This window comes from Aromatoleum evansii, assembly GCF_012910805.1.
Taxonomy (GTDB): Bacteria; Pseudomonadota; Gammaproteobacteria; order Burkholderiales; family Rhodocyclaceae; genus Aromatoleum; species Aromatoleum evansii.
Genome location: NZ_WTVK01000027.1, coordinates 63,463 through 75,505, shown reverse-complemented (window position 1 = coordinate 75,505; position 12,043 = coordinate 63,463). Strand labels below are relative to the sequence as shown.

The following is a 12,043-nucleotide window of genomic DNA, read 5'->3' as shown; positions in this document are numbered from 1 at the left end:
ACAGGGCGCCTTGTTTGTGGTCGATGCCGCGCATGGGAATAATCGGTGTCGTAATGCGAACGTAATTATATCAGCCGTAGAACCCGCGTAGATGCTGGAAAACGTATTAAATCAACACCCTGCTAGGGCCGACCCTGCTCCTCATCATGCTCGTCACCTGAATCGCTCATCCAATCGGGCTCTATTTCGCCAAAGTCCATCGTCGTGCTTGCAGGAAGCAACTCAACTGAGTCGATCGTTGCGCTTCCATTGTCGAAGAGGACGGTGATGATGAGGTCCAGGTCGAGCGGTTCCGTCTGGCTTACCGTAGCTGATCCCATGCCCATGTACTCGCGATCGATGGAGTCCCAATGTTGGAAGCTCGCGATGAAATACGCTGTGACGTCGATCGTCAGTGAAGTTTGAAGCACGAGGGTGTCATCCTCGTACTCCAATACGTCGAAGGCTTTGATCTGGTCAGCAAGCGGAGTCTCAGATGAGACCTCGACCTGGTCCAGTTCCGCTTCGTAGTACCAGTTAGCTGCCGCCTCAAAATTAATGCTGATCTTGTCTGACTGCGCAGTAATAGCATCCAGAACGATCGCATCAATCTCCTCAATTCTTCCGTCGCCCAGCATGGCCTTAAACAACGCTGCGGCATCGTCAGCACCCGTATGGAATACCGATAACGCATGTGCTAGATCGTCAACGTAGTAGACGCGATCGGATTCTGAGCAGAACCGCTTCCAGTCTCCATCAGAAGAAACAGCGATAACGGTCGTGTCGTTCTTGATAGCCCATCCTTCAAGAGACAGCAATGCGATGGCATCTGGGAACTCGTGCTTCTTTGCCTCCTTGGTGCCAAATGGCGGCTTTGTCTCAACGAATCGCGATAGCACTTCCGGCAACCCGACGAACTCAGCACAGGTGAGCACCGTGGCTGAGCTGTCATCAAGAAATTCCTGCAGGCGCTCTTCTGTCCTTGCGTCGCCCGACTGATCGCCAAACAAGATGCGAAGCGCTTCTGCCCGCACGTCTTTGTCGATGCCCCATAAATTGCCGAGCGGCTTCAACGCGTTCTTTACTTGGCTACGGACAAGGTCTGCCTCCTTCGTGAGGTGCGAACGCATTTCGTAGAGGACGATGTCCAGAGCGAGATGCGTCGTGTTGGCCCGGCTGAACTGAGACATCTTGGCCAGGACACCGCTCTCGAAGCCGTACTGATGACGTTCGACAACTGACGTATCAATGGAGATAGCACCTACACGACCGCCAACCACGGCTTGCTTGAGTTCTTCGACTGATATGACTGGCATGCTTGCCCTTTTGGTAGATCTATTGCAGCACCACGCATCGGATCGATGCGACCCTCGGGTCAGCAAAGCGCAGACGGTTACAAACGTCGCCTTTGCTGTCTTGATGCGTACGTTGTATCGCTAGCTATTGCATATCTGTCTCGGATGGCGAATACCATGCCAATGGCACTAGGCCTCTTCCACGCCACACCTCAACCAGGTGGACGTTTGCTAGCTCACCCCAGACTTCCTCGTCCGCGTGGTCAAGAACAATAATCTGCATCCGGCCATCTGTACGGTTGATGACGTGATCGAAGAGTGCGAACACCTTTCTCACAGCCACCACATCTTCATTCTTCCATTCCGGCTCGGGCGCATCGGCAGTAGAACTTTCAGTCCGACGCGCGGGAAAGTAAACCTGACTTGGCTGATCGTATATAAGGAGTCCGGGGACCGGATGATGAGGCAATCTAAGGAAGTATCCTTGCAATCCCAGAGTCAGAGCAACGTGATAAGCGAGCCAATTCGCTCCGCTACCAATTTCCCAGAGGTAATCGTCCCGCGTACCTCTGATAACCTTGACTGTTAATTCCTGAATAACTAACCGAATTGGCGCGTCTGGCCACTCGCCGTCAAGCTTTGGAATGAGGCGGCTTGAGATCTCCTGAATTGTGTTCAGGGCATTTTCAAGCTTCCGACCAATCTCATGCTCGGAGACGAACCTCGCGAGGGCTTCGACCTGCGCCTTCAACGCCGCAATCTCTTCGCCGAGGGCCGACGAGGTATCCGCCGCCTCGTACAGGCGCAGCGCCTCCTGAAGACGACCGAGGAACCGCGAGATCTCCTCACCGCGAGTAGTAACCTTACGCGCTTGTTCGGACTTACCTTCCAGGGTGCGGATTTCCTGACGCACTGCCGCGAGTTCACCCAACACGCCATCCACCGTTTCGCGCTGCCGAAGCGTCTCTCGTCCTAGCGACTCAGCGACGCCGGGGTGGGATCGCAGGCGCAATTCGATTCCCTCTAGCGCCTCGCATAGCTGATCGATTCTGGCGCGGCCAGCCTCGCTTGGCTCTAGAATTGCCGCCGGCTGCGCCGACGACAGACTGCGAATCCATGAAGACAGACCCAACCGGTCGCGCTGAATACGCAGGCCGTTGCCGTAGGCATCGCTGCTTTCGTCCAGTCGTCGCAACTCATGCAGCCGCTGTCTCGACTGATTGAGATTCGCCACCAGTTTCGACTCAGCCGTGCGCAACTCTGCGAGCCTGGTCATGATGACATCCATCGACGCCAGCGTGGGAGTCGCAGATCTGGTGTCGCTCTGCAACGCAGCACGCAGCAAGTCAACCGTGGAAGGCCAATCATTAGGGACAACTGTGTGTGGCGGCAGCACCCCGTATTCGATCGCAAGGCGTACCCAGGCGAAGCCCTCACGCTGCCACGCTGCCCCCGAGTCTTGCCGTGCCTTCAATTCGCTTTCCTTACGTCTGAGCACGCGCTGCATGCGGTCTAGCTCGTGGCGCGCCTGTAGCAGCTCAGGACTGACCGCTCCGAGGACGTAGGGGAAGATGGTCTTCAACTTCTCGCGATGTTCCGTCGTGTCAGCCTTGAAGAACATCACGTCTGGGTTGGCGACGATGTTCTGCGGCTGGAACAAGAAGGCCATCAAGTCGCGGAAGCTCGCACGAAACTTGAAGCGATCTTCGGTGCCGGGCTCGAACTGGAGGTTCGACAGCCCTGCCAGCCGGTTCAGGACTGCCTTCACATGCTCGACGTTTTGGTTTTTGCCCTTTATTTCTTGCGGCGGCTCAATCTCCGGTGCTTCAAGAAGGAACATTTCGCCGGAGCTCTTCAGCTCGCCAGGCTCCCGACGCGCAAGTAGCTTCTGACCCTCAACAGTGTCGATAAGTACACCGAACCACGAACAGGTCTCACGAATCACGCCTACCGGGATCGAACACTTATCGGATCCAAGGCAATAGTCAATGATCGGGATGACCGAAGACTTGCCGGTCTTGGACGCGCCGCTGATGACGTTGACCATGCCGGGCTCGAATTTGACGACCCGCGGCTCGCCGCCGCGTCGCGGCCACAAGATGACCTGTCGCATTTGAAAGTACATCAGAACTCCACTCTGAGGGTATGGGCCACTTGCTGATCGGAAAGGCCGGCGAACCAATACCCGACCTTCTCGGACGCCGGAGCGATGCGACGAATGCGCTCCGGGAGCGATGGCGCTGCCAGATCGTCGTAAGGACCTACGGCCCACATCGTTGCCGTCGTCGGGTCGATACGAATCAGGCCCGACTGTTCGGCGCGCATGAGCGACTCAAGGCTAAGTTGACGTAGCGCGAGCGCTCGGCCGTGGACGGCAATGAGGTCCTCTCGCCGCTCACCCAGCTTGCCTACAAACAGGTGCAGGCCAGAGGCCTTGTATGTGCTCAACACCATCGCCAAAGTCGGGGCGTGCAGAATCAGCGGTAAAACAAGGAACGCAAGTGGCAGCGTCGCCGGCTGCCCGTCACGCTCTTGGAATCCCAATCCGAACTTCCATAATACGTAGGCCCCCAAGGCCTCATTTTGGACGATAGCGGCTTCGCTCAATCGAACCGGTCGGCCAACCTCGGTCATTGTTCCTCCTCCTTGTCCAGCAGGGCTTCGTGCTTGGCGTGCCAGCCAAGCAGTCGCCGTTCGGCCAGATCGTTGAAGCCCCCGTGAGTGAAGTGTCCTGGCAACGCACGGCCATCAAGCGGCACATCAAGAACAGAGCAGCGGTTGTAGACCGTCCGTCCTTGAACAACCTCCGTCTTGTCTGCGAAAAGGTCCTTCACTTCACCCTGGATAGCAGCATGCCGCCGCAGCAGCGACTCTTCCCAGTCGTCAAAGCTGCCATCGTAGACGAGCCCTTGCTCTGCCCACGTCGCCTTGTCGCCCGATGTCCGCATGAAATCGCTGGCCGCGCGAAGCTGCTGCTCTTCCGTTGCCTCGATCAACTGCAACTGCTTGATGAAGACGGGGCGGTTCTTCAAGACGGCTTTTGCGTCGGCGGGGCTCAGCGCTACGGTGAATGAGGGCAGATAGCCAGGAAGGTTGTTCCTTTGAACAAAGGCGTGGAAGTTCTTTCGGAACTCGGCGACGCTGATCTGCGCAGGAATGCCCTTGCGAATGCGTTGGTCGGCCCACTCCTTGGCAATTCCGATCGCCGACTGGCAGATGACATCGATGGATGCCGTGGGGACTGCGGGGGCCAGAAGGACGCGTAAGGGCTCGATCGGATCGGCGTCAACACTGACGGCGAAGAATCGTGAGATGAGCGCGTCGCGATGGGCCTCGGACGTATCTAAAAACTTCTGAACGTGCGCGATGCACTTGGGCGGCTGCGCACGCGCCTTCAGCTTCTTCTCGATCTCCTTGACAAGCGCGTGTACGGCCGGTGGCTCGCCGGCGGCGTGCATGGTCGAGCTAACCTTGCCAGCTCGCGGAGGTGTCACATAGAGCTGAAACGAGGTCTTGGCGGGGTCCACCTTACCCGACGCAACCAAGTCGATCCAGTTCGCCAACGCTTTCCAAAGATCCTCGGACCAGTCAGAAAGGGCGTTATGGGACAGGGCGCTTTTGCATTGTTCCAAGAGTAACGTCCCGTCGGCGTAGTGGACGGCAACGTCGTCCAGCAACTCAAGCGACACGCTTGAATCCAGCGGACTGCGAAGAAGGTGGTAACACAGGCGAACAGGCTGCAATGCAAACCCGAGATACGGCCCGGCCGCGCTGTGCTTGACCAATCCAGTCATACGCGCAGTTCCAGGGTCGCGCAGCCAAGGGCTGAGGACCATCGGCAAATCGTAGACTCCATGACGCTCCCGATCGACAAGCCCTTACCCAAGAAACCCATGCCTGCGCCTCCATCCAGAATGGAAAATGTATCTTAACGTAACCATTTAGCAAGATGCCATCCGGCTGGCAGCCCATTTACGCGCTGGAACAGCAAGAACGTTCCTCTTGCCTCGGTCGGCCCGATTTCCCGGAGATTTCGTTGGAAGTGGCGGTAGGTTAGTGGAGATGAACGAACGTCCTGCCCTACGATCGGAGATCACATTGTGGCCGTGCGTAAGGCCGAACTCCGGCCGCGGAAATACTCTGCCATGGTCGATGGACTGTCGCGTATCCCTGCTCGTGAGGTCACCGCCTCCGCGACCACGGCCCCTAGCAGATTGCGATGTGCCGCAGTCGGCCACGCCCACTGCGCGTTATCATCCCTCATACCCCTACGTCGTATATGAGCGATGCGCGCGACAACGCTGCTGATCCTGGCCCATTTCGCTATTGGCCCCTGCCTCGCAGGACCCAACGACAATTATCCCTTCACGGTAGAAAGCGAGCCGGACGGCGACGGGCACCGGATCGTTGCTCGCAACAGCGGACCGGCACCGGTTTCGGTGAAGGTGGCTCTGCTCTATTCCGTATATGCAACGCCGGATCGCAAGTTTCCCGTGTTCGCGGTCGTGCCGCCGAACGGCGGGGTCCTGCATCTGGGGCGGTTCAAGCGCACGATGTCGGGCGTCGGCTATTCGTTCCGGTATTCGAGCTCCTGGTTGCTGGGGGACTTCAACGCACGACAGAGTACCGATGCGCTGTATCGCCTTCCGTACCGAGACGGCAGTGGATACCCGATCGGCCAAGCCCCGGGCGGGGCAATCACGACACATCACTCGCCGGATAGTGCTCACGCGGTCGACATCGTGATGCCGCAGGACACGCCGGTACTGGCCGCGCGCGACGGAACGGTCATCTATACCGAAGCCAACCAGAGGTATGGAGGCAAGACGCCCGACCTGCTGGACAAGGCGAATGAGGTGAGGATTCGGCACGCTGACGGGACGATTGGCGTCTACGCACACCTCGCCCACGGGGGCGTGCAGGTGTATCCGGGACAGCATGTGGCTGCCGGGGAACAGATCGGATTGGTGGGCTCTACGGGATATTCGTCGGGCCCGCACTTGCATTTCGTCGTGCAGCAGGTTGTCCGGAACGGCGACGATCTGGGGATGGCGTCGATCCCGTTTCGGTTCTACGTGGGCGCCCCGCCGGTTCCGTTCCGTCCGAAATCCGGCGCGCTCATCGTGGCGGACTACTCGCCGTCTGCTCCAGCGTCGAACGGTGCGTCTCCGCGTGCCGCACAGGACGGGGCCTCGACCGGCCTGCTGCAGCAGGTAACGCGGTCCTTCCCGACGACCTCCAATCTGTTCTTGAAGACTGGCGTCCTGCAGGTTCGCACCTACGTGCGAGCCCTTCCGGCATGGGTCTGGTTGGCGATGATGCTCGGGGTCGTGTTCCTGATCCTGCGCCTGGGCAGGTGGCGCGCCGAGAGGAGGATGCGTGCGGTATTCGAGCCGCGCGAGCCCTCACTCGGGACTCGCCGCTCCCGCAATCCGGATTTCGGCGCGCAGACGCCGTGGGCAAGGCTGCTCCGGGCTTGCGGCGGCGATATCGGAAGGGCGGAGCGTCTGATGGATTACGAGCAGCGGAAGGCACCGGGAATTTCACGTAACGAAGCTGCGTCGCGCGCATTGGAGCGACTGGAGCGCGACAGGCGCTAGGGACCACGCCTTACGGGTCTCCACCTGCGGGCTCTGCCTTCGCAACCCCCGTTCGCCAGATGGTCAGCAGTCCCCAGCTCAAGATTGACGTTGGTATCGCCTTGCTCAGCCGGTGAAGGAAGGACCGTCGCCGCCGCGAGCGGTCGCCCCCCCACCCTCGCGCCTGCACGCCATTGACGGGCCGTGCCTCGTCAGCCAAGCGCTCCATGTCACACGCTCCTCGGCTACCACCTACAGCGTTGCAGCCCAGCGCTGTCCCATACGAACGCTGCCGGGCGCCTTGAAAACCGTGATGGCCACCCCGGCGTCGTTGATGGTACCGCGGCCTCCGACATCCACAACGAAGCCGTTCAACCCGCCGCTTTGCGTGACTTCTAGCGCGAGCCCATTCGCTGATGGATGTTCGCCGAGCGGCTGATTACTTTCTGGAAAAAGACTGCATCGAGCCGGGTAACACCTGGATCTATCGGCCGTCTGCGTGACTTCGGCTCGATGCTGAATGCTTAGATGATTACTCTAAGTCATTGATTTTTGGGGCGACATACCGGGATCGAACCGGTGACACCTGGAGCCACAATCCGGCCTACAAATCCAGTAAATCAATAATTTAGGGTAGTTTTTTCGTAAGAACATCGCCTCCACAAGCCGTTATTGGCGCGAAACCGCATCGCGATCTTACGAAAAAAACGGACCGATCCGACAAATACGAGGGCATAATCTAAACACTTGCAGGCATTCTGTCCCGGTCCTACGCCCCGTCCCGCATGAGCTTGCACGGGGTAACGGGCGCCTGCGTCTGCTGCCAGACCCGAGCCGCCCGTCACACGGCTATTGAGGACTACACGTCACGTGCAATCCTCGGTCACACGCGGCCGCGGCACGTCCCCCGTTTGCCGCGCCGTCTCCCATCGCCTCAACCTTCTCGCCGTTGGCAAGGCGGTGCGTGCTGCAGCGGCCGAAGGCATCCGTTACTATGCTCTCAGCAACATCCCTCCACGTCGCACGAGTCACGCCACCATGACCCTGACCAAAGCTGACCTAATCCAAGACATGGCCGCCGCCATCGGTCTCAACAGACGGGAAGCCGCCGAAATGGTCGAAGCGTTCTTCGAGGAGATTGCCGGCGCACTCGTCCGCGGGCAGGAGGTCAAGTTGTCGGGCTTTGGCAGCTTTCAATTACGTGAAAAGCGCGCCCGTCCCGGACGAAATCCGAAAACGGGCGAAACTGCGCTCATCACCGCGCGCCGCGTGGTGGTGTTTCACCCCAGTCACAAGCTCAAGCTTGCCGTTGCCCCGGGCAATCGGTCGTCGGAGGCAACCGGTACGGCGCCCGCCGCGAGTCGTGCGGCGCGAAGCTTTTTGGGTGAGGTCGAGGAATTCATGTAAGTCGCCAGCGGAATGAGGACCCAGCGATCCGCGAGAGGTATCCCTTTGATCCTTTATCCGAAGACCGCCAGCACACTGCCTCCGGCGCGATCGGCCCACGCGCGAGGCGAGCGCGCCTCCCGGGGGAGTGCCGAAAGATGCGACGAAATCGCTAGGATGTATCCTTTGGGGAAACCCGCTTTGTGGCGCAGCGGTAGAGGATGAAGCGCCGCGCGAGATGTCGGCGAAGATCCGCCTTCAGTCCTGCAGATCCGCCGCCCAAGGCTTCCTTAATGGCCAACGTTGGACCCCGCACCGCCCCCTTCCGCCGCGAGCTGGTGGTGGACCCGGCGCAGCCCCAGCGCGACAAGTCCCGCGATGACCGGGATCGACACCGCGGTCGCGACCTCCGTGGTCACCGGCGCGATCAAATCCTTCGCACCCTTAGCGATGTACTGCACGAGCTGCGAGCCGTAATAAGTGATTGCGACCACCGACAGACCCTCGACCGTTTCCTGCAGGCGCAGTTGCAGCCGAGAGCGGGTGTTCATCTGCGCGAGCAGCGCCTGGTTCTGGTGCTCGAGCTCCAGATCGACGCGCGTGCGCAGCAACTGCGAGCTGCGGGCGATGCGGCTGGACAGCTCTTCCTGGCGGCGCGCCGTCGTCGCACAGGTGTCGACCGCCGGTGCTAGCCGGCGCTCCATGAATTCGCACACCGGGGGGTAGCCCTTGACCCGCACTTCGCGCAGGTCCTCAATGCGCCGGCGCACAAGGCCGTAGTAAGCCGCCGCAGCGCCAAAACGGTAGGTCGTGCGCGCGACCGAACGCTCGACTTCGGCTGCAAGCGTCGTCAGCCGGCCCAGGACGTGGCGTTCGTCCTCGGGAGACTTAGCCGCGCCCATCTGGTCCATCAGGTCTGCGAGTTCCATCTCCGTCTGCGATAGGCGCGCGCGTACCTCCTTCGCGACTGGAAAGGCCAGCAGCGCCATGATGCGGTAGGTCTCGATCTCCAAGAGGCGCTGCACCGTGCGGCCGGCCTGCCGCGGAGTCAGCGACTCGTCGAGCACGAGAAAGCGCGAGAAGCCGTCGGTGATGCGGAAATCGGTGAAGACCCAGCCCCCCCCATCGGCAAGCTGAGAGGCGACCGAAGTCATGCCGGTCTGCGAAAACTGGCTGAGCACGGTTTCCGGCGACACCTCGCTTACGCTCCGCAGTTCGATGTGGGTCGCGACGATCAGCAGCCCCGGAATGTCCTGGCGCCAGTTCGCCGGCACCTCGATCAGCGCATGTTCGCCCGCGGCGTCCCTCGTCTCGACGCGGCGCACGAAGGTGTAGCTGGTGAATTCCTGGTGGCGTTCCCACTTCAAGCGGAACTCGCCCGCGTCCAGAAACACGTGTCCGGAGGCCGTCTGAGGCGGCGGGAGCCCGAGCTGCTCGGCCAGCCGCCGCAGGTGGCCCGCCTCACGGTCGGCGCTGTCGCCCTCGTGCAGGAAGGCGAGATAGGTGACGAACTCCGGCGTTTGCAGCGGAACCGGTGGACGGGCGTGGACCTCGTCGTTCAGCGTCTGGCGCAGCGGATGTTGGTCGAAGAGCGGCGTGAACGTTGCCCGATCCATTGGGGTCTCTAATCACTCAGTGAAAGGAAAAGGGTGGGGTAATTCTTGAATGGCTAAGATTATTGTTTGGAACGACAAGACGTACAGACCAACGGTCGCATAACAATCTCGAATCAGAGCCGAGCGTAGCTGGCGACATTAACGAACGACTCCGCTGAATAACTCTTGAACGGACAGGAAAGCAAAAAAGCATTTTGACAATGTGCAATCGCACGAAAATTTAATGTTTTCGAGCAATTCAGGGGGACGATCACCGCCCACCGCTTCGCGACACCGGCATTTCCTACTCCATCAATCTGCTATCCACGAAAATCCAGCTCTCCAATCGACGTACTGTGAAGCCGGCATCGGACGGCTGATACAGAAGCCCTGTGCATCCTCGCATCCGAGTTGAGCCAAACAGTCTGCAATCGCCCGGGTCTCTACACCTTCTGCGACAACATGTAGACCAAGATTGTGTGCCATCTCGACGGTCGAACGAACTATCACTTGGGAATCTTCATCGCTAGTCATTGCTGATACGAACGATTGGTCAATCTTGATGGAATCAATGGGAAGTTTCTGCAGATAGGCTAACGATGAATAGCCGGTGCCGAAGTCGTCGATGAAAAGCTCGACCCCGAGTTGCTTCAACTTGCTGAGCTTTTTGCAAGCTCCGGCTGGATCGTTCATTAAAGTGCTCTCCTTGATCTCGAAGGCAATCCACTCTGGCGACGCACCCCATGTTGTGAGCGCATCGCGCACGCGCTCAAGGAGCTGCGCGTCGCGCAAGTCGTGGGCCGACAGGTTCACGGAAATCGGCACTTCGACCCCCATTGCGCGCCACACATAACTCTGGCGCAAAGCGGCGCCAAGTACCCAGTATGTGAGTGGAGTTATAAGGCCGGCACTCTCGGCGAGCGGGATGAATCTGTCGGGTTCGATCATACCCAGGCTTGGGTGCTCCCAACGCACCAAGGCTTCCACTCCAGACACCTGGCCCGAACTAATCTCGACCTTGGGCTGGCAGAATAAACGAAGCTCGTCACCGTCAATTGCGCGACGAAGTTCCCCCATCAGGGCAAGGCGCCGGGTGCACTCAGTGTCGAGACCACCTGCGTAGAAAATGTAATACTGCCCCGTCTGTCGAGCCTGAAAATTCGCCGCTGCGGCCCGACGCAACAATGCCTCTGCATCAGCGCCATGTCCTGGATAAAGAGTGATTCCAATCGTGGCCCGTGAGTCCAACAGAAGGCCTGAGAGTTCGATCGGCGCTGCGAGCGTCGCGAGGATGCGTTTCGCACATCCACGGGCGACCTCCGCATCGCCCCTGGGGAGCACCACAACGAAGGCGTCTTCGGCAACACGTGCAACAATTTCACCGGTCTCGAAGGTAGGCATCCGCTTCGCAATTTCCTGCAGCTGTAAATCACTCTCACGATAGCCGAGGGCCTCGGTGATTTCACGGAAACTACCAATCTGCAGGTGCAGCACAGCAAGTGGGCGATTCTCGGCTCGAGCGACATCAAGAGCGGCATTCAGTCGCTCTTGTAGTTGGAGCCGATTCGGCAAACCGGTGAGCGCGTCGAAATAGGCCATGCGCCGGATGGTGTCCTCCGCGGCACGGTGGCGCATGCGCATACGCAGAGTTTCGATACCAAACGCCAAGTCGTCCGCCGTCTCGCTTAGCAGTGCAACCTCATCGGCGCCGAATGCATCAGGTTCGGGAGCCGCAATGGTAATCGCTCCGATAATGCTTCCCTCGACAAGCAGCGGCAAAGCGATGAAGGACGCGAAGCCGTGTGCAACGCCAACTTCAAACCAAGGTGCCTCGCGAGGATCGGTCTGAATGTTCTGAATCACCGATGGCTTACCGGTGCGAATCGCCGTCCCGGTTGGACCTTGTCCCAACGGTGTGTCTGCCCATGAAAGCTGAATCGATTCAAGATAGCCGTCATTCACGCCAGCGCTAGCAACCGGTCGTACGGTCTTGGTCTCGTCGTGCTCCGCTTGAGTAACCCATGCCAGTCTGTACCCTCCCTCCTCCACTGCGACACGGCAAAACTCGTGAAAGAGAGATTCCTCACATTCCGCTCGCAACAGTGCGCGATTGCTCGCGCTCAGTGTGCGCAAAGCACGATGAACACGTTTCAACTCTCTAAGGTCGCAGGAAAATTCGGTGGCCATTTGCATGTCGGTCGTCTCTGCT

At 59.3% G+C, this 12,043-nt stretch carries 8 protein-coding genes; 2 read left to right on the top strand and 6 right to left on the bottom strand.

Annotated features, from left to right (window positions below; all coding sequences use genetic code 11):
* Positions 1 to 122 precede the first annotated feature (122 nt).
* The 4 genes from GO615_RS15045 to GO615_RS15030 all read right to left on the bottom strand — a co-directional run bounded on the left by GO615_RS15045 (position 123) and on the right by GO615_RS15030 (position 5,110).
* Complete coding sequence (locus GO615_RS15045; protein ID WP_169129444.1) at positions 123 to 1,295, bottom strand: PIN domain-containing protein; 1,173 nt, start codon at positions 1,293 to 1,295, stop codon at positions 123 to 125.
* Positions 1,296 to 1,419: 124 nt separating this feature from the next.
* Positions 1,420 to 3,321: a DUF3732 domain-containing protein gene (locus GO615_RS15040; RefSeq protein WP_211167135.1), complete on the bottom strand. Its 1,902-nt coding sequence runs from the start codon at positions 3,319 to 3,321 to the stop codon at positions 1,420 to 1,422.
* A gap of 77 nt (positions 3,322 to 3,398) precedes the next feature.
* Complete coding sequence (locus tag GO615_RS15035; RefSeq protein ID WP_169129440.1) at positions 3,399 to 3,908, bottom strand: three component ABC system middle component; 510 nt, start codon at positions 3,906 to 3,908, stop codon at positions 3,399 to 3,401.
* On the bottom strand, positions 3,905 to 5,110 hold the full coding sequence (locus tag GO615_RS15030) for an ABC-three component system protein (protein WP_169129438.1): 1,206 nt from the start codon (positions 5,108 to 5,110) through the stop codon (positions 3,905 to 3,907). Before GO615_RS15030 ends, GO615_RS15035 begins: the two co-directional genes overlap by 4 nt.
* Before the next feature lie 450 nt (positions 5,111 to 5,560).
* Between GO615_RS15030 and GO615_RS15025 the strand changes: the two genes are divergently transcribed.
* Entirely contained in the window at positions 5,561 to 6,874 is a 1,314-nt protein-coding gene (locus GO615_RS15025; RefSeq protein WP_169129436.1) for a M23 family metallopeptidase, read from the top strand.
* Between the two features lie 1,017 nt (positions 6,875 to 7,891).
* Positions 7,892 to 8,260: an integration host factor subunit alpha gene (locus GO615_RS15020; protein ID WP_169129434.1), complete on the top strand. Its 369-nt coding sequence runs from the start codon at positions 7,892 to 7,894 to the stop codon at positions 8,258 to 8,260.
* Between the two features lie 269 nt (positions 8,261 to 8,529).
* Here the strand turns inward: GO615_RS15020 and GO615_RS15015 are convergent, their stop codons facing one another.
* Positions 8,530 to 9,855: a DUF3422 family protein gene (locus GO615_RS15015; protein ID WP_169129432.1), complete on the bottom strand. Its 1,326-nt coding sequence runs from the start codon at positions 9,853 to 9,855 to the stop codon at positions 8,530 to 8,532.
* 291 nt (positions 9,856 to 10,146) lie between these two features.
* Positions 10,147 to 12,021 carry a putative bifunctional diguanylate cyclase/phosphodiesterase gene (locus GO615_RS15010; protein WP_169129430.1) on the bottom strand — a complete coding sequence of 625 codons (1,875 nt, stop codon included), beginning with the start codon at positions 12,019 to 12,021 and terminating at the stop codon, positions 10,147 to 10,149.
* Positions 12,022 to 12,043 lie beyond the last annotated feature (22 nt).

Coding starts and splice junctions, on each gene's coding strand:
- GO615_RS15045 (WP_169129444.1), bottom strand. CDS start 1,295: ATGCCAGTCATATCAGTCGAAGAACTCAAGCAAGCCGTGGTTGGCGGT.
- GO615_RS15040 (WP_211167135.1), bottom strand. CDS start 3,321: ATGGTCAACGTCATCAGCGGCGCGTCCAAGACCGGCAAGTCTTCGGTC.
- GO615_RS15035 (WP_169129440.1), bottom strand. CDS start 3,908: ATGACCGAGGTTGGCCGACCGGTTCGATTGAGCGAAGCCGCTATCGTC.
- GO615_RS15030 (WP_169129438.1), bottom strand. CDS start 5,110: ATGGTCCTCAGCCCTTGGCTGCGCGACCCTGGAACTGCGCGTATGACT.
- GO615_RS15025 (WP_169129436.1), top strand. CDS start 5,561: ATGCGCGCGACAACGCTGCTGATCCTGGCCCATTTCGCTATTGGCCCC.
- GO615_RS15020 (WP_169129434.1), top strand. CDS start 7,892: ATGACCCTGACCAAAGCTGACCTAATCCAAGACATGGCCGCCGCCATC.
- GO615_RS15015 (WP_169129432.1), bottom strand. CDS start 9,855: ATGGATCGGGCAACGTTCACGCCGCTCTTCGACCAACATCCGCTGCGC.
- GO615_RS15010 (WP_169129430.1), bottom strand. CDS start 12,021: ATGGCCACCGAATTTTCCTGCGACCTTAGAGAGTTGAAACGTGTTCAT.